This is a genomic window from Kribbella sp. NPDC058693, assembly GCF_042715335.1.
Taxonomy (GTDB): domain Bacteria; phylum Actinomycetota; class Actinomycetes; order Propionibacteriales; family Kribbellaceae; genus Kribbella; species Kribbella jiaozuonensis.
This window is the reverse complement of the sequence record NZ_JBHXSQ010000002.1, coordinates 595728-613723: the sequence shown is the minus strand read 5'-3', so window position 1 is coordinate 613723 and position 17996 is coordinate 595728. Positions and strand designations below refer to the sequence as shown.

Annotated in this window: 16 protein-coding genes; 3 read left to right on the top strand and 13 right to left on the bottom strand. The window is 68.4% G+C overall.

Annotation, left to right across the window (positions count from 1 at the left end; all coding sequences use genetic code 11):
* Window positions 1-2: 2 nt before the first annotated feature.
* The 7 genes from ACFWUU_RS12570 to ACFWUU_RS12540 form a co-directional block, all read right to left on the bottom strand.
* A complete protein-coding gene (locus ACFWUU_RS12570; protein WP_380175199.1) occupies window positions 3-3143 on the bottom strand; it encodes a P-loop NTPase fold protein in 3141 nt (1046 codons plus the stop codon).
* 8 nt (window positions 3144-3151) lie between these two features.
* Window positions 3152-3400, bottom strand: coding sequence for a hypothetical protein (locus tag ACFWUU_RS12565; RefSeq protein ID WP_380175197.1), 249 nt, complete (start codon window positions 3398-3400; stop codon window positions 3152-3154).
* Entirely contained in the window at window positions 3400-5649 is a 2250-nt protein-coding gene (locus tag ACFWUU_RS12560; protein WP_380175195.1) for a WD40/YVTN/BNR-like repeat-containing protein, read from the bottom strand. The genes ACFWUU_RS12565 and ACFWUU_RS12560 overlap by 1 nt, the downstream gene beginning before the upstream one ends.
* A gap of 21 nt (window positions 5650-5670) precedes the next feature.
* Window positions 5671-5892: a hypothetical protein gene (locus ACFWUU_RS12555; RefSeq protein ID WP_380175193.1), complete on the bottom strand. Its 222-nt coding sequence runs from the start codon at window positions 5890-5892 to the stop codon at window positions 5671-5673.
* Window positions 5893-6046: 154 nt separating this feature from the next.
* Window positions 6047-6397, bottom strand: coding sequence for a RidA family protein (locus ACFWUU_RS12550; protein WP_380175191.1), 351 nt, complete (start codon window positions 6395-6397; stop codon window positions 6047-6049).
* Window positions 6394-7353, bottom strand: coding sequence for a threonine/serine dehydratase (locus ACFWUU_RS12545; RefSeq protein WP_380175190.1), 960 nt, complete (start codon window positions 7351-7353; stop codon window positions 6394-6396). Before ACFWUU_RS12545 ends, ACFWUU_RS12550 begins: the two co-directional genes overlap by 4 nt.
* The gene (locus ACFWUU_RS12540) at window positions 7350-8849 is read right to left on the bottom strand and encodes an amidohydrolase family protein (RefSeq protein ID WP_380175188.1); all 1500 of its coding nucleotides are present in this window, start codon (window positions 8847-8849) and stop codon (window positions 7350-7352) included. The genes ACFWUU_RS12545 and ACFWUU_RS12540 overlap by 4 nt, the downstream gene beginning before the upstream one ends.
* 81 nt (window positions 8850-8930) lie before the next feature.
* Between ACFWUU_RS12540 and ACFWUU_RS12535 the strand changes: the two genes are divergently transcribed.
* Complete coding sequence (locus ACFWUU_RS12535; RefSeq protein ID WP_380175186.1) at window positions 8931-10007, top strand: Lrp/AsnC family transcriptional regulator; 1077 nt, start codon at window positions 8931-8933, stop codon at window positions 10005-10007.
* Here the strand turns inward: ACFWUU_RS12535 and ACFWUU_RS12530 are convergent, their stop codons facing one another.
* Window positions 10008-11570 carry an AbgT family transporter gene (locus ACFWUU_RS12530; protein ID WP_380175184.1) on the bottom strand — a complete coding sequence of 521 codons (1563 nt, stop codon included), beginning with the start codon at window positions 11568-11570 and terminating at the stop codon, window positions 10008-10010.
* Between the two features lie 248 nt (window positions 11571-11818).
* Between ACFWUU_RS12530 and ACFWUU_RS12525 the strand changes: the two genes are divergently transcribed.
* Window positions 11819-12814 carry an aldo/keto reductase gene (locus ACFWUU_RS12525; RefSeq protein ID WP_380175182.1) on the top strand — a complete coding sequence of 332 codons (996 nt, stop codon included), beginning with the start codon at window positions 11819-11821 and terminating at the stop codon, window positions 12812-12814.
* Window positions 12815-12850: 36 nt separating this feature from the next.
* Here ACFWUU_RS12525 and ACFWUU_RS12520 read toward each other — a convergent pair whose 3' ends face one another.
* Window positions 12851-13756 carry a hypothetical protein gene (locus ACFWUU_RS12520; protein ID WP_380175181.1) on the bottom strand — a complete coding sequence of 302 codons (906 nt, stop codon included), beginning with the start codon at window positions 13754-13756 and terminating at the stop codon, window positions 12851-12853.
* Window positions 13757-13934: 178 nt separating this feature from the next.
* On the opposite strand from ACFWUU_RS12520, the gene ACFWUU_RS12515 reads away from it, so the two are divergent.
* The gene (locus tag ACFWUU_RS12515) at window positions 13935-14303 is read left to right on the top strand and encodes a response regulator transcription factor (protein WP_380175179.1); all 369 of its coding nucleotides are present in this window, start codon (window positions 13935-13937) and stop codon (window positions 14301-14303) included.
* A 7-nt stretch (window positions 14304-14310) separates the two neighbouring features.
* On the opposite strand, the gene ACFWUU_RS12510 is transcribed toward ACFWUU_RS12515, so the two are convergent.
* From ACFWUU_RS12510 to ACFWUU_RS12495, 4 genes are all read right to left on the bottom strand, one after another.
* Entirely contained in the window at window positions 14311-15003 is a 693-nt protein-coding gene (locus ACFWUU_RS12510; RefSeq protein WP_137257011.1) for a response regulator transcription factor, read from the bottom strand.
* A 26-nt stretch (window positions 15004-15029) separates the two neighbouring features.
* Entirely contained in the window at window positions 15030-15755 is a 726-nt protein-coding gene (locus ACFWUU_RS12505; RefSeq protein ID WP_380175177.1) for a YoaK family protein, read from the bottom strand.
* Complete coding sequence (locus tag ACFWUU_RS12500; protein WP_380175175.1) at window positions 15752-16291, bottom strand: sigma-70 family RNA polymerase sigma factor; 540 nt, start codon at window positions 16289-16291, stop codon at window positions 15752-15754. The genes ACFWUU_RS12505 and ACFWUU_RS12500 overlap by 4 nt, the downstream gene beginning before the upstream one ends.
* 99 nt (window positions 16292-16390) lie before the next feature.
* On the bottom strand, window positions 16391-17875 hold the full coding sequence (locus ACFWUU_RS12495; RefSeq protein WP_380175173.1) for a GAF domain-containing protein: 1485 nt from the start codon (window positions 17873-17875) through the stop codon (window positions 16391-16393).
* Window positions 17876-17996 lie beyond the last annotated feature (121 nt).

The window sequence follows — 17996 nt, the reverse complement described above, 5'->3', positions numbered from 1 at the left end:
GCCTACAGCGTGAAACTGAAGCGGGCAACGATGCGGCCCCAGCGCTGATAGGGCTCGAGTTGAGTCAGCTGGGTGGCGGGCAGGCAGGCGGCCAGCGAGCGGTGCATGTTCGCCCAGACCGCCGAGTCGATCCGCTCCGGATCGTTCGGCAGATCGAGATCCGACGGGACGAGTCGCCCTGCCGAGCTCGACGCGGTCGACGGCGCAAGTGCGGCAACGAAGTCCGGCCAGAGGTGGATGCCGTGCTTGCCTGCGTCGTCCTGCAGAGCCACCAGCACACGGTCGACCATCGTCGGGTATCCGGCCGCAACGGCAAGCAGAGTCAGGACAACCTGGTACTCCCCCGGCTGCCGATTGACTCCGAGAAACCGCGAGCGTGAGCCCACGTGCTGGGTGGCCCTGATCAGCCGGTATGTGTTGATCAATCGTTTCGCTGCTCGTGGGCTGTCCACCAGCGGGCCGAGCTGCTGAGCGAATGTGACCTCACCCGGCGTCAGGTCGATCTGCTGGCCGTGCAAACCTGCTGCCGCCGATCCGGGCTGGACGTCCAACGGAGCACGGGTCGGCGCGCGATCGCCGCCGGGAGACTCGCCGGACGTGGCACGTCGGGTCGTTCCGAGTTGTGCGTCGCCGGGAGATGTCAGCGTCGGAACTGCCGTCGTCGGTGCGAGGCTGGCGATGAGCCGCGCGTACCCCGTGGGCTCCATGGCCGGCAGGGTCAGCGGTATCTGGAAGATCTTCTCGAGGTACTCGATCGGCATCGCCCGCAAGTACGGATCGGTGCCGGGCTCGCCCGTCGTGACGAGCTCTCGGTACTGGTGACGCAGGCTGCGCTCCAGCCAGCGCGGGTCGACGCCGACCACCACGACGAACAGTTCGAGTGCAAGGAGCAGGTGAACGGCTTCGAGGACCTCCAGCACCTTGCTCGGTGCGCACCGGTCGAGGTCGTCGATGTAGAGGACCACCCGGTCGGCAGCCGGCCAGCCCGGCGTCTGCGTCGCCTGCGTCCGGTACGCGAGCAACTGAGCGTCCAACAGCCGGAAGTCGCGGTGCAGCATGCCGACCACACCTTGGTGCTTCTGATAACCGGCGGCACGATCGGCGAGAAAGTCGTACAGCCTGCGGCCGACGGTCAGCGCCTCCGCCGCGGCTTCGCTGGCAGCGATCTTCTCGTCGAGGGCGGCGATCGCCTGGGTCGCTTGCGCGATCTCGTGATCCTTCGCGGTCAGGGTCACGTCGAGGATCCGCTCCTCGCGCTCGCGCCGAGACCGGAGCTTCGCCTCCACCTCAGCGCTGGCGTGAATAGCTGACTCGATCACCTTCAAGGCGCGGTTCACCTGCCGGGCCGCGGGCCGGATCCAGCCGACCACGGCAACGACGATCGCGGCGACGGAACCGATCCCGGTCACGAGCGATCCCAGCCACGACACGCTTGGCCGGACTATCAACGCAGCCGTGGCGAGGGCAAGAACGAAGAACGTCGCCGCCAGCGCCACGGTCCAGGTCTTGTGCCGGACCAGTCGCCAGACCGTCGGCAGGTACCCGGTTGTGGTCCGGAGCTCGGCTGCGAGACCTTGCAGTTCGCTGACCGCCGGCTTGACCTTGAGTTCCGTCGCGACTCGGTCGAGGGCGCGGCGTACTGTCGTGTCCTCCGCCAGCGCGCCCGCGACGTCGGTGAACCTTGCCTTCTGGACGCTCTGCATCCGCTGCTGGGTCGCTTGGTCGCGGCGCCTGGCCAGCGCCGCGCGCTCGGTGGTCAGGTGTACGCGCTCGGCGTCGAGCGCGGCCTTCGCCCCACGATAGGTCTCGAGCTGGGACAGCAGATCCCTGCGCTCGGTCTGCATCGGATCACCCTTGCGCAGCAGCCAGTCAGCGCGCTGCGACTCGTCGATCGGTTCGGGGTCCACGAGACGCTCGAAGATCTCGATGGCCAAACTCGACCAGAGACTCGAGTCCGAGTAGTGCCAGGCGTTGAACCTGATCTGGATCACGTTGAGCGGTTTGGGGTCCTGGCTGCCGGTAGTCGACGGCGTGGTGAGTTCCGCGACCCGCTGCCGCATCTTGTCCATGAAGAAGCTCTTGCCACTGCCCCATTCGCCGAACAGACCGACGGCGAGCGGCGGCTTCACGACGGGATCGGTAATCACCGCGCAGACCGCATTCACCTCACCCTGGATGCCGAGTTGGTCGTCCCCGCTCGCCTGGTCGTTCCGGTACCCGTACCCGAACTGGATCTCGCGCAGCACCGACGACAACGCCGAGCCGACCGGAGCCGCCACCTCGTCGATCTCGAGCAGGAGTGGTGTCCACACGCCGGCTGCCGCCATGGCCTGATGCAACGTGGGATCGGCAAGCGCGAGTCCGATCAGGAACAGCCGACCGTCGAGTACGCCGTGCGCGGACTGCGCCAGCGCTCCGCGATCGTAGCCATTGGCAACGTTCTCTGCCCACTCCGGCCAAGTGAGTTGGATCGCGTCGGGCACGGGGGTGAAGACTGCGGCGCCGAGGCGATGATCGGCGTACTCCGGGTGCCGCTGCGCGATCGCCCGGACGATGATGAACGAGGACACGGCGTCCGGCGTGGACGACAACTCTCTCGCAACCGCCTGCAGCGACTCGGACAACGGAGGCCGCTCGGCCCGGCTCTCGCTCGTACTCGGAGGAAAGCGGTCGATGTCCGCAAGGACGATCGCGTAGTCGAGCTCCTTCAGCCGCTCCGGCAAGAGCCCGCCGGGCTGGTCGCGGCCGTCGCGGATGATCGCGGTGGCAATGTCCTGCAGATCGATCGGGGGCTGAGGCGGACGATCGGCCAGATACCTCCGCATCGCCCGCTCGAACTCGTCATGAAGGCCTGCCGGCCCGGACGCCGTGCTTTCCGGAACGCTCGTCAGTGACAGCGCCTTGAACAGTTCCGACTGCCGTACTCCGCCGGCCTCCAGAGCAGCGTTGATCTTCGGATCGAGGAGCATGAGCACCAACAGGGCCGTCGACCGCGTGACGAGCGTCGTGTTGCTGACCCCGCTGTCATGCCGAACCCGCTGTACGGCGACCGCAAGCCCCGCGAACTCACCGATCCGATGATCCTCCGAGTGACCGGACTCCGTGATGAGTTCCTGCAGCGTTTCTGTGCGCTCGGCGGCCATGGACACCGTCAACCACTCGTTGCCGTGGCCCGCTGCCATTCGTGGCGGGCGGCCGCGCCGAGGGCGATAGCGATGACGCCGAGGACGGCGACTATCACCCATTCCAGGATTCCGCTGCCGTTGTCGGGGTCCCAGCCGGTGAGGAGTTCGATCCACTCGCGGCTGATCACCGTCACGAGGGCGAGCACCAGGGCTGCAACGGAGAAACCGGCCTGCCACCAGAACCGGGGTCGGACCGCCGGACGCGATTGCTTCATCACAATCCCCTCTCCTTCAAAGGCATCTCAGGACCGACCTGGGTCGCCAGCTCCCACACGCCGCGGCTGCGAGTTCCGACCCGAAGCAGCTGCTCACCTTCGTGGAAGACAAGGTCGACCGCGAGACAGTTCGGCAGCCCTGTCCCGTACACCGACCAACTGCCGCCGGCGTCACGCGACTCGAACACTCCGACATCGCAGGCGACCCACACGCGATCGTTCTCCGTCGGATGGCAGACGACAGCGTTCACCGGAATGGCGGGCAGATCCGCGGTCACGTCCGTCCACGTGGCGCCTGCGTCGTCGGAGCGGAACACCGCGCCCGGGTTCGAGAACGTCGCCCAGTACCGGTTCGCGTTCTGCGGATCGACCAACAGGTCGCTGATCCAGCCGCGCCTCGGACGGAGGAGCATGTCGGCCTCGCTCCATTTCGCGTTGTCGAACTGGATGCGGAACACGTCCCCCTGGATCGTGGCGACCAGAACCGTGTCCTGATCCGGGATCGCGAGCGCCGAGGCGATGGATCGCTGACCGCCGGCCAGATCGACGTCCGACCAGGTGTCGCCCGCGTCCCTCGACAGATGAACGGTGTGCCCGGCCTTGACCACGACCGAACCGTTCACCTCCACTGGCGGATAGAACAGCTGCAGCGGCGTATCGGCATCGGGGGGCGTCACGTTCTCCCAGCTGTCCGCATCCCCGCGATGCCGCGAGCGCTCCAGGTACATGTGGAAGTACGAGTGATAGCAGACGTCGGGCGCCGACAGGTCGGTAGCGCAGTCCCCGCCATCGCCCAGGCCCACCTGCGACCACTCGTCGGGTCCCTCCCGGCGGATCGTCCCGTTGTCCTGCAGTCCGGCCAGCAACCAGGTGGCGTCGTCCGGGCGCTGGGCAAGGTACTCGACCTCGCTGATCGCGAGACCCGCGTTCAGCGACTTCCACGACGTACCACGATCCGGGCTGCGGAAGAGCCCGCCGTCGCAGCCGGCGTAGATCACGTCCGGATCCGCGGGGTCGAAGGCCATCGTGTGCTGGTCCGGGTGGATCGAGTCTCCGTGACCGATCCGGGTGGAGATGTCACTCCACTTCCACTCGTCGTTGGTGCGTACCCCCTTCACGAGCTCCTTCGCGCCCAGGTAGACGGTGTCGGCCTCCGCGATCGCGAGGTACCAGTCGTAGAAGGCCTGATCCACGCTGAGGACGTTGTCCACAAGCTGCCCGAGCCGGAACGAGGGAAGATCGATGCTGTCCCACGGCGCGTTCCGGCCCTGCCGATGCCATAGCCGGGCGCGACCGTGCGTCGCGGCGAACACGAACGCCTGTCCGGGATCCGATGGCACGTGCGCGACGGCCATCCGTTCCGAGCGCGTGTCGAGTGCAGGGAGGCCCGGTAGATCCACCTTGTTGAAGGCGCCGCCGTTCTTCGCGGCGAAGAGACCGTCCGGAGCTGCGAGCAGAATCTCCTCCACTCCCGAATGGTGCTTCGCGAGCGAGATATCCCAGGTCATTCCCCGGTGCAGCAACGACCAGGTCGCACCGCCGTCCGGCGACTCGGCCGCGCCGCCGGTAGTCGCGACGAGCAACCGCCCACCGCCCGCCGGGTCCACGACGATCCGGTAGAAGCCGACCTCGGCGAACACCTGCTCGGCGATCTGCGCCCAGCTCGAGCCGCCGTCGTGCGACACCAGAATCCCCTGGCCGAGATGGAAGTACTCCGAGTTCCCCTCACCGGTTCCCGCGTAGACCGTGGATGCGTCGGACGGGTCGAAGGCCAGCGCACCGATCGACAGCGTCGGCTGGTCGTCAGTACGTGGCGTCCAGTTCGCGCCGCCGTCACGCGACTGCCAGATACCGCCCGCGGCGCTACCTATCAGAAGCCGGCGCGAGTCATTCGGATCGACAGCGATCGCCGATATCCGTCCAGCTACTGTGACGGCGCTTCCGGGACCTGTGCCGTACGTCTGCCCGTTCGGGATCCCACTTGGCCCCAACGGACGCCACACCAGGTCGGGCGACGGCGGTGCTGCCGCAAGGAGCGTTGCACGCTCGCGCATCGCGTGACCGTACGACTGAGCTGTCGTCCGCTCTTCGGCGATCGCGAGTGGTTTCGCCTCGCGGCTCAGTCCCCGTGCGTCGAGAAACGCCGCCTCCCGGAGGAAGATCTTCCGCTGAACAGGCTGCTCACCGTTGGCTCCCTCCTTTGCCGCCTTCCCCGCCCCACGCTCCTGAAGCTCGATCGGACCCTTCATCTGGACGCCCCCTACAAATACCTACTGCTGATCGTCCGCCTCGCACTCGGCGGGTGAAGACACCTCGTCCGGATCGAGCTCATCGTCGTCCGACTCATCCGCCGCCTCGTCAGCGGAAGACTCGTCAGCTGCAGGCTCGTCGTCGAGCGGGAGCTCGCGGCTGCCGTCCAACCCGCGCGAGTCCTCGAACTGCCGACGCCGGTCTTCCGCCCGCCCACCCGGCTCGTGATGTCTGTTCCCCATGCGATCCCCCTGGTGCCGCCCGCAGTACGGCCGGCACCGATTTCCCCCCGGTGCAGTCCGCTCCCGCCGTCGACGGCGTACAACTCAGCCTGGCACCGCCCACCACACCGCGCAAGCCTCCGGCTACACACGTCCACGAGCGCGCTGGTAGTGGTCATGGGGCCAGTGCGACGATGTCGATTTCGACGACCGAGCCGTACGGCAGCTCGGCCACCTCGACCACGGTCCGCGCCGGGCGGGGCTCGGACCACACCTCGCAGAACTGCGCGTTGGCCTCGTCCCGCAAGGTGATGTCGGTCAGGTAGTACGTCGCCTTGACGACGTCCTCGAGCCGGGCATTCACGGTCGCGAGCCGGCGCCGTACCGTCTCCATTGCCTCCGCCAGCGCCTCGGCCCGGCCGCCGACCACGACGCCGTCGGGTCGCAATGGCAGCGAGCCCGACACGAACACCAATCCGCCCGCGACCACCGCATCGCTGTAGGGGTGTGCCTCGATGCCGCTCATGACTCGAGCACCGATGCAAGCAGCTTCGGATCGATCGATCCCCCGGACACGATCGCAGCGGCGCCAGGTCCGACAGGCACCTTGTCGTTCAGCCACGCGGCCACCGCCGCGGCACCGGCCGGTTCGGCGACAAGCCGGCCCTCGATCGCCAGATACCGTACGGCGGCGAGGATCTGCTCGTCGGTGACGGTGACGATCTCGTCCACGTAGCGGCGGATGTGTTCCCAGGGATGAACGCCGAGCACATTCGTACGCAGACCGTCGGCCACCGTGCGATAGGTACGGCGAGGCTCCCACGTGATCCGCTGCCCGAGCCACAGGCTCTGCGCCGCGTCCGCAGCCAGCTCAGGCTCGACTCCGATCACCCGGACCTCGGGGCGCAACGCCTTGATCGCCGTTGCGATTCCAGCGACCAGACCACCCCCGGAGACCGGAACCACGATGCTCTCGAGCTCAGGCACCTGTTCGAGGAGCTCCAGCCCGACCGTCCCCTGCCCTGCGATAACACGTGGATCGTCGTACGGCGGAACGTGGACGTATCCCTTCGCAGCGAGCTCCAGCGGCCGGGTGTCACGTTCGGCCGGCGGCACCAACTCAACCTCGACGCCGAGCGCCCGGACCGCGGCGACCTTGTGGGCGGGTGCCGCGTCCGGCATCACGATCACCGCGCGCAGATCGAATCGGCGGGCCAGCCAGGCGACTGCCCGCGCGTGGTTGCCCGAGGACTGCGCGACAATACCGTTGGTACGCGCGCGATCCATGACCTGGGCGATCATGTTGTAGGCGCCGCGGAGCTTGAACGCTCCGGTCGGCTGCAGCGATTCGGCCTTGCAGCGCAGTACGAGTTTCGGCTCCTCCGGATGCGGGAGGTCGACGATCGGCGTACGGACGGCAACACCGGCGATCCGGTCCGCGGCCGCGCGGATCTCGTTGAGCCCTACCAGTTCCGCGGTCATCGGGCACCTCGCACAACAGCCCGGCCGGGAAGCGCGGTGGTGACCACGTTGCCGTCGCGAACGACCGCTCGGCCGGCCACTAATACGTGGTCGAAGCCGGTCGAGCTGGTCTGCGATGCGGCGTACGTCGATCGATCGCTCACCAACCCGGGATCGAACACCACGAGGTCGGCGTCGGCGCCGACCTGCACCCGGCCCTTGCGTGCCATCGCGGGGACAACCTCTGTCAAGATGTTTGCCGGAAGCAATGAACACCGCCGGAGCGCCTCCGCGAGCGAGAGCGCGCCGCTCTCGCGCACCGTCGTGCGGAGGAAGCGGGCGAACGTTCCGGTGGTGCGCGGATGGGACGATGCATCCGGCGGTAACGCCCGATCGCCTTCGACCACCAGTCCGGCCGGTGTCGTGAACGGAATCGCGTCGGACGCGACGGCGGTGTCGCGCATCAGCAGTGCGCGGCGGATCAGAGACACGTCCTCCTCCTTGTCTTCGTCGAGGTAGTGGATGATCACGAGCGCGCCCGGCGATTCCTGCCGGATCTGCAGCAGCCGGGCCGCGTCCTTGGGCCGCTCCCCCGTCGCGACGATGCTCAGGTTCGACGGCTCGATCCCCAGCCGCGGGAGCCGGTCCGGGTGCAGGAACGGCACCCCGACGGCCGTCATCCCCGCGCCGTAGGGATAGGCCTCGGTCGTGACGTCCAGCCCACGCTGCCGGGCGCCGTCGATCAACTCGGCGACCTCGTCGATGGCCCGCAGCGATGTCGAGTTCACATGGCACAAGTGCATGTGCGCGCCAGTTCCGGCGGCCGCGGCAACCACCTCGGCCACACCTTCGAGCGCCGACTCGGGATCCTCGGGATTCTTGAACCGGGCATGCGTGTACGTCGGTACGCCGTACCGCGCGGCGAGCGACGCCACCCGGAGGTACTCGTTGCGCCCGGTCTGGGGTGCGTACCCGACGAGCACACCGATGCCGAGGGCACCCACGGACAGCTGCTCTTCCAGCCGGCCGACGATCTTGTCCAGCTCAGAGGCTTCGGCCGGCTTCTGCCAGTTGGCGCCGGCCAGGCCGTTGGTGAAGTCGAGGAAGCCGCCGTCCGGACTCGATCCGTCCAGGACGTCCATGCGCGCCTGAGCCCACGATGCGGAGTACCCGTAGTTGATCGGGCGGCCCTCGTCGCCCGCGCGGGCCAGCGATCGGGCGACATCACCGGCGCCGGACTCCAGTTCCAGCGCCGTGGTGACGCCGTCGAGTGCCTGCAACCGGAGCGACGGGATGTTCTGCGCGTGGCTGTGCAGATCGATGAATCCCGCGGTCACGACGCGCCCGCCCACATCGACGGTCACGTCGGCGCGAGGTGAGGAACCACCGACCGCGACGATCGTGCCGCCGGTGATTGCGACGTCGGCGATCTCGTCGCGTCCGGTCTCGGGGTCGATCACCCGCCCTCCGGTCAGCAGCAGATCGCATTCGGCAACCGCAGCGGGTCGCGACTCCATGGAACCGTCCTCTCCGGCCGGCCGACGTTCGGTCCGGCAGTCTCATTGGCACCGCAAGTATCCGGAAGTAAGCTCCCGGACATGGAAAGTCGCCGTATTGGGACACAAGGCATTGATCGATCGCAGGATTCCGACACCGGGTCGGCATCGCTGCTGTCCGAGGCGGACCTCGGGCTGATCGACGCCCTGCAGATCAGCCCCAGGGCCAGCTGGGCACAGCTCGGCGACGTGCTCGGCGTCGACCCGGTCACGGTCGCGCGGCGCTGGGCCCGGCTGAACTCCGCCGGCGAGGCGTGGTCGACGGTCGCGCTCGGCCAGCGGCAACTGCACACGATGACCATGGCGTTCCTCGAGCTCGACTGTGAGGCGGGCGCGACCCTCGAGGTGGCCGACGCACTCGGGCAAGCCGGCCACCTGATCACGCTCCAGCACATCGCGGGCAGCTACGACCTCTGGGTGATCGCCGTATCGGCGTCCCTGCCACCATTGGCCGACTACCTGCTCGCAGACCTTCCGCGGCTGCCCGGCGTACGCAAGATCCGGACGCACATGGCCACCCGGGTCTTCGACGCGTCCCGCCGCTGGCGCCTCCGCGTGCTACCCCGGTCCGCGGTGTCGGCCCTGACACCGGCCACCGGCCCGGCCGAGTCGACCAGGCCGATGGACGACATCGACCGACGGCTCTTCTCGGCGTTGTCGGTCGACGGGCGCGCGACGTACCCCGAACTGGGCGAGCTGGTCGGCGCATCCTCACGCACGGTCCAACGCCGGCTGGCCAGGCTGGTCGCGACCGGCGACGTCGACTTCCGGTGCGACCTCGCCCGGCCGCTGGCCGGCTGGCACGCGGCGGCCGTGCTCTGGCTGGAGATGCCGGATCACCTACTCGAGAAGACCGGCCGCGCGTTGGTCGACTGGGCCGAGACCCGTACCTGTGCGGCGGTCGCGGGACCGGCCAACATGCTGCTCACGGTCGGGCTGCACTCCGCGTCCGATCTCCATCCGCTGGTCTCCCGGCTGACCAGCGAGTTCCCGCACATCCGGGTGGTCGACCGGCAGATGGTGCTCCGGCAGGCCAAGTTGTACGGGCGCGTCCTGGACGCCACGGGCCGCTGGGTCCGAGCGACTCCGGTCGACCCATGGGCCCTCGAGCTTCGCTGATCAGGGCAGGAAGACCGATTGTCCAGGACCGGGCGGCAGGCCGAGGAAGTAGAACAGGGCGAGGATCGCGATCCAGACGACTGCGAACGCGGGAGCGAACGGCACCAGCCTCGCCACCAGCGTCCCGAGCTTCAGGTTCGGCTCGTAGCGCCGCGCCATCGTGAGCACGAGGTACAAGAAGATGTGCATCGGCGAGATCGCCTGCGTCACCGAGTCGCCGATCCGGTGCGCGGCCTGGATCATCGCCGGTGACAACCCGAGCAGCATCAACGCAGGCACCATCACCGTCGACTCCAGCGACCAGAGCCCGCTGCCGGAGGTGATGACCAGGTTCAGCAGCGACGACAGCACGACCAGGAAGACCAGCACGCCGAAACCACGCAGTCCGACGCTCTGCGCGGAATCGGCCAGCTTGACGGCCATCAGCACGCCGAGGTTCGAGTAGGCCAGCACCGCGAGGGTCTGCGACACGATGAAGATCAGCACGATGAAGCCGGCCATCTCACGGATCGCCTGTTCCATCAGCTTGCCGACCTGGCGCTTGTCCCGCTGGACCGGCAGCACCCGCGCGTACACCAGCCCGAAGATCAGGAACGACAGCGAGATCGCGATCACGAGATTCGACAGCAGCGGCGACGGGACGAGCGTGCCGCCCTCACCCTGCAACGGCGAACCGGGCACCAACCACGCGACCGTGAGCAGTACTCCGAAGACCGCCACCGCACCGGCAGCGATCAGAACGGCGCGCTTCTCCTCGCGGCTCACCCGCACGCCTTCGGTCTCCGCCTGCGTGCCCTGCCAAGGACCGAGCTTCGGCTCCAGCACCTTGTCGATCAGCAGGCCGCCGACGATCGGCAGGATCAGGCCGGCGGCGACCCCGAAGTAGTAGTTCATCGCGATGTTGCCATGGAAGTCGTGTCCGGCCGGGAGCAGCGAGGCAGCCTTCTGCGTGATGCCGGCCAGCGACGCGTCGAGCGTCCCCATCAGCAGCCCGCCGCCGTACCCCGTCGCCGTACAGGCGTAGGCACCGATCAGGCCGGCGAGTGGATGCCGCCCGACGGCCATGAAGACGAGTGCGGCGAGCGGCGGGATGACCAGGAACGAAGCGTCGGACATCACATGTCCCTGGCAGGCGACCAGCGCCACGACGTACGGCACCGCACTGCGCGGCACCCGCGCGAACACCAGCCGTACGGCGGCTTCGAGCGCGCCGGTGCCCTGTGCGACACCGACGCCGAGGACCACGACCAGCACCGGACCCAACGCGGGGAACGACACGAAGTTGTCGATCACGCCCTGCATCAGCGCAACCAGGCCGTCCGGTGAGAGCGCGGCCCGGATCGGCACGACGTCCTTCACTCCCGGGACGCTGACTGTCACATGGAACGCTGCGACGACCGTCGACGCCACCGCGATCAACAGCAGTAGGCCGACGAAGAGCAGGAACGGGTTGGGCAGCTTGTTGCCGAGGCGCTCGATGAGGCCCAGTACGCCGCCCAGCCGACCGGGCTCGCGTTCGTCGATCGCGAGCTGTTCAGTTGTGTCGTGTTTGTTCGTCGTCATCGGATGCCTCACAGGATCGCGCGGTTTCGTGTCCGCCAGTGTGTCGGTATCAAACTCAGCCGACTGGCCAGATGCAGGAATGAGACAGATGACGGCTCATGCGCGCCGGAAACAGGACACGGGCGTTCACGTGCGATCGATCCCGGGCATGGTCGTCAGCTGGCCGGGTGATTAATCGCTGCGATGAATCCGGTGGATCACATTTCCCTGTTGGAATAATCGCCGGAGTCGACCACACAGTTGGGGTCATGAGTTTGCGCACCGTGCCGTTCGGCACGACGGGAATGGACATCACCCGGGTCGGCTTCGGCGCCTGGGCGATCGGCGGCGGCGAGTGGGCGTACGGGTGGGGCACGCAGGACGACCGTGCTTCGATCGACGCGATCCGGCGCGCGATCGAAGCCGGGGTGAACTGGATCGACACGGCGGCTGTGTACGGGCTCGGGCACTCCGAGGAACTCGTGGCCCGCGCCGTCAAGCCGTACGGCGAGGCCGACCGGCCGTACGTCTTCACCAAGTGCGGCCTGGTCTGGGACCGGGCCGACCGCGGCGTCGAACCGCGTCGCAGCGGTCACGCGGCCTCGATCCGGCGCGAGGTGGAGGGCTCGCTGCGCCGGCTGCGCACCGAGCGGATCGATCTCTACCAGATGCATTGGCCTGCGCCCGAACCGATCGAGGAGTACTGGGAGGTCCTGGCGCAGCTGAAGGCCGCGGGGAAGGTTCGCGCGATCGGGCTGTCCAACCACGACACCAAGCAGCTCGAGAGGGCCGAGAGGATCGCACCGGTCGATGCGCTGCAGCCGCCGTACTCGCTGATCAATCGCGACGCCGCAGCCGAGCTTGACTGGTGTCACTCGAACGGCACCGGCGTGATCGTCTACAGCCCGATGCAGTCGGGGCTGCTCTCCGGCGCGTTCACGGCCGAACGCGCCGCGACTCTGCCGTTCGACGACTGGCGGTCCGGATCGGCCGACTTCCTCGGGCGGAACCTGATGCGCAACCTCGCGTTGGTGGACGCGCTCCGTCCGATCGCGGACCGCCATCGGACCAGCGTCGCGAGCATCGCCATCGCGTGGTGCCTGTCGCGCCCGGGTGTCACCGCGGCGATCGTCGGCGCCCGGCATCCACGCCAGGTCGACGGCTGGATCTCGGCGCCGGACGTGGACCTGGATGCGACCGACCTCATCGAGATCGCCGACGCGTTGCGACGGACGGGCGCCGGCCACGGAGAGATCCGGCCATGAAGCCGAGCGCCGCATATCTGTCCGCGATCGGAGGGCTTACGAAGGGGTGACCACCGCGTAGATGCGGTGGAATCCGATGACGTCGAGTTTGCCGTGGAGGAAGTTCTGTTCGTTGAGGCTGCCGACGGTTGCGTAGCCGGGCTCGTAGTAGAGGAGGTCCGCGCCGACGCGGCCGATCAGCAGGATGTAGTGGTGTGGGATCCAGTCGCCGATCAGCACGGGTACGGGATGACCGTTGCCTGCGGCATCGGCTGCGTCCGCGAGTGCCGAACGGTTGGCCAGTCGTGGCCGGTAGTGGGTTCCGAGTGCGTCGGCGTACCGATTCAGCTCGTTGCTCATTCCGAGCGGTGTCGAGCCGAGGCGCTGCGGCCAGAAGCGGTTGGTCTCGGCGTGGATGCGGTGTTCCTCGGCGGTCAGGCGCGCCTGGAACTGTCCCGCGGCCGCGTCGGCGCGGATCGTGCTGTCGCCGGTCGTCAGGTACAGCGCGTACAGCGGGTCGGCCATCGCGCGCGCCATCAGGATGGTCATCGGCCCACAGCTCGTGTCATCGGGCTGTTGCACGGGAGCAGATCGGTAGTCGACCCAACCGGATCCGTCGGGATCGAGGAGGTCCAGGTGGGTGTGCAGCCAATGAGGCTTCTTGCCACGGATCAGCTGCGCGAACGACGCAACCTCGCCGGCATTGTGCCCAGCCGCCACCACCTTGACGACGTACGGCCGTTCGTCGGCATCGGCGGCCGCCATCGTCGCCTCCACCCGGTCGCGGTCAGCGGGTGACATCGCGTCGAGCCGCTCCCCCGCACGCTCCGCGGGTGATTCGGCAGGCGCCGGATCGTGGTGTGTGACCGCGGCCACGTGGGTGATCCCCCACTGCGGTCCGATCGCGTGTCCCAGCAGGGAGAGCAGCACTGCCGTTGCCCTCAGCATCGATCCGAACCTCACGACCAGCACCTCTCCATGACTCCGCGGTTTTCTGCCACCTCCCACGGTGCCGATGCAGCGACCGGATTTCGTCACAGCGAGCGGCAATCCGCCGTACCGGCCAGCCGGAAGATCGGAGCCGCCCAGGCTTCCAGCTAGCCGGATTGTTGGGCGCTCGGCGGTTCGGCATCCTGGAGCCATGGAGTTGCGCTGCTTGATCGTCGATGACAGCCCTCATTTCCTGTCGGCTGCACGCGGTCTACTGGAGCGCGAGGGCATGCACGTGGTGGCCGTGGCCTCGAACGGCGACGAGGCGGTCCGCCTCGCCCGGGAGCTCGGGCCCGATGTCACCCTGGTCGACATCGACCTCGGCAAGGAGAGCGGCTTCGACGTCGTACGCCGGTTGACCGGCGAGACCAAGCTGGCACCGGCCACGGTGATCCTGGTCTCCACGCACGCCGAGGAGGACTACGCGGACCGCATCTCGGCCAGTCCGGTGGCGGGTTTCCTGCCCAAGACCAGGCTGTCCGTTCCGGCGATCCGCACCGTGCTCGGCCTCACGGCCTGACCCGCGCTCAGCGGGCCTCGAGGTACGCGACCACGGCGAGCACCCGCCGGTGGTCGTCGTCGGTCGCGGGCAGGCTCAACTTCGCCATGATGTGCCGGACGTGCTTCTCCACCGTGCCCTCGGTCACCCACAGCCGCCGGGCGATCCCGGCGTTCGACCGGCCCTCAGCCATCAACGCGAGGACTTCCTGCTCGCGCTCGCTCAGTCCCCCGAGCGGATCGTTGCGGCGTCGCGTACTGACGAGCTCCTGCACCAGCGCAGGGTCGATCACCGAACCGCCCCTGACGATCCGCTCCAGCGTCTGGATGAACTCGTCGACATCCGTGATCCGCGTCTTCAGCAGGTACCCGACCCGTTCACCGGTCGCCAGCAGCTCCATCGCGTGCTCGACCTCGGTATGGGCCGACAGCACCAGAATGGCGATACCAGGGAACTCGGTGCGGATCTGGCGCGCTGCGTCCAGGCCCTCGTTGGTGCTGGTCGGAGGCATCCGGATGTCCAGTACGACCAGATCCGGCTGCTCGTCACGCACCAGCGGAAGGATCCACGCGCTGTCACCGGTCTGCCCGACCACCTCGAAGCCGGCCTGTTGCAGTAGCCGGGCGAGCCCTTCACGCAGGAGTACGTCGTCCTCGGCCAGCAGCACACGTGTGCGAGCGGCGTCATCGTCGCTCTGCTGTGGTGACGGCCGGGTCGCCATGGCACAGAGTATGTCGGATGGAGCCGTCACGGGCTACGAGTCCAGGGTGCGCTGGATGAGGCGAGCCGACGGGCCGTGAGGCAGACCGTTGCGAGCAGCACGGTGGCAACCAGGAGTGGCACCGCGTGCCAACCCGCTCGCAGCATCAGCGCTCCGACGAGGCCGCCGACGAGCATGGCTGCCGCGGACAGCAGGCGTCGACCGGCCCTCGACCCGGGGCCACCCGCCGCGCGGCTATCAGCCGCAATACCTGTGACGGTCAGGGTGAGCACGGTAGTGGTGAGATCAGGTACCGCCAGCCACCGCGCCACGGCGTTCTGTACGCCCAACCCGAGCCCGAGCAGCACGAGCAGCGGATAGCGGGTGCTGCCGGCTCCGAGCACCGCGACCACGACGAACGCCGCGCCGACGAGAAGGACCTCCACACCGACGGCGCGGTACAGCACGCCGGCCCGATGCGCCTCGCCGCGACGAATCACGCGCCCGCAGAGCAGCGCTCCCCCGGCGAACGCCACCAGCGCGACAACCGTGGCCAGCAGGGAGAACCCAGGCACGCCGGCGATCGCGAAGCCGCCGAACACGATGTTCCCGGTCATGTTCGCCACGAAAACATGCCCGAGCGACAGATAACTGAAGGCGTCGACCAAGCCGGTGACCACCGTGAGCACGAGCATCAACGGCTGCAGCGGACCGTGCCGATCGCCGTCCTCCGGTACGGCGGTGTGCCAGGCCTCGCGCAGAATCCCGATCACGACGCACGTTCCAGGTCCGCCCGCAGAGCCCGTCGGCCGCGGTGGATCCGTGACATCACGGTTCCCCTCGGAATCCCGACCATGTCGGCGATCTCCTGGTAGCTGAAACCCTCGACGTCGAAGAGCAGGACGACGCGCCGGTAGCGGTCCGGGAGCGACGCCAGCGCCGTTTGCAGGCCATGGTCCGGGATCGCGTCGATCACGGTGGCTTCGGCAGAGGCGGCGACGCTGTGCAGGACGCGGCCGGACGTCTCGTACCACTCGTCGGAGACGGTGATCGGCTCGTTCCGGCGCTTGCGGTAGCTGGTGATGAAGACGTTGCGCAGGATCTGGAACAGCCAACCCCGCAGGTTGGTTCCGGGCTCGAATCCCGCGAAGCCTCGGTACGCGCGCAGATACGTCTCCTGCAGCAGGTCCTCGGCGTCGGCGCGGTTTCCAGTCAGCCGCAGCGCGGCGACGTACAGGCGGGGGCGTAGCGGGACCGCCTCCGTCTCGAAACGCTCCTTGAGCTCCTGGGTACTACGCAGTGATCGCACCCTTGGAGCATCGCGCGGCGCGGGTGGTGCTGTCGTCGCGGTGAGCACCCAACTGGTGAGCAGGGTGGTGGGAATCGTCGCGTTCCCGCTAGCAGGAACTCAACTGCTGATCGGGAGCTCGCAGACTGCTTTCGTGCCGGCGCCGGGCGGGCTGTCGACGGTGAACGAGCCGCCGAGGGCGTCGAGGCGGTCCTTGAGTCCCACGAGCCCTGAGCCGCGCGCCGGATCGGCGCCGCCGATGCCGTCATCCTGTACGACGAGGAGGAGCCGGCCGTCCGAGATCTCGGCCCCCACGCGGACAACCCTCGCCTGCGCGTGCTTGGCGGCATTGGCGAGCATCTCCGAGACGACGTAGTACGCCGCCACCTCAACCGGCTCGGGAAGCCGGCCCTCGATCCGGGCCTCGAGCTTCACCTCGACGACCGACCTCCGGGCCAGCGCCCGGAGCGCCGGGCCCAGTCCCGACTCGGACAGGAGCGCCGGGTGGATGCCGCGGGAGAGCTCCCGCAGTTCGTCGATCACCTCGACGAGCTCCCTCGCGATCTGCTCGATCTCGGCTCGGGTCTCCTCCGGCCCGGTGAAGCCGGTCGCCGCCGACCGCAGACCGAGGGCCAGCGACACCAACCGCTGCTGGGCGCCGTCGTGCAGGTTCCGCTCGATCCGGCGGCGGGCCTCGTCCGACGCCGTCACCAGCCGCGCCCTCGAGGTCATCACGTCCGCGCGGCTCTGCGCGTTCGCCACCGCCATCGCGACCAGGTTGGTGAAGTCCGTCAACCGGTCCTCGGCGCCGGCCGGTAAAGGCCCATGCCTCGACCCGAGAGCGATCAGCCCCCACACCCGCCCGTCGACGTGGACCGGCATCGCCACCGCCGCGCGCAGGCCTTCGCGCAGATACGGCTCGCCGCCCGGGACCGAGGCGTAGTCGTCGACCCGAGCGGCCTGTCCGGTGCGCTGTACCGTCGCGGTCAGGCCGGTCGGCGGATAACCCTCCCACGGGGCACCGATTCGGACATGCGGCCCGGTCGTCCCGTCGCTGGCGACCAAGGTCGCCGTACCGTCGGGCTCGAAGCGGATCATCCGGGCCGTGTCGCCGCCGAAGTGCCGCGCCGCCTCCTGCGTGACGGCCCCGAACACGGTTGCGGGCGGCTCGCCGGCGGCGACGAGCAGAGCCAGCCGGCGCAGCGCAGCCTGGGTGTCGGCGAGATCGCCACGAGCCCTCTCGGCCTCGACCGAGCGCCGGCCCGCCTCGGCGGTCACCGCGGCGACGATCACCGACATCACCAGGAACAGCACCAGCAGCAGGACGGTGGCCGCGTCCAGCGTGCGCAACGGCGGCAGCAGGTACCAGTCGAAGGCCAGGATCACGGCGACGCCGACCGGGAGCGCGTACGTGATCCCGCCGAGCCGCGCGATGGCGAAGACAACGACCAGCAGCAGTACGCCGATGATCACCGCGGGCACGTGGTCCCGGGCTGCTGTACACACGACAGCGGCCAGCCAGAAAGCAAGAGCTCCGGCTGCCAACGCGGCCACGCACTGCAGCAGCAATGACCCGCGGAGCCGGACCCATCCGAGGCTCAACACCTGTCGAGCGTCCCATCGCCGCCCCGACCGCACAACCGATGTTCCTGCTACCAGGGGGACAGAAGGACGGCTGGCAAGGACGTCTCGCCCTGCTCCGGTTGGCGATGCTGGGGACAGCAGG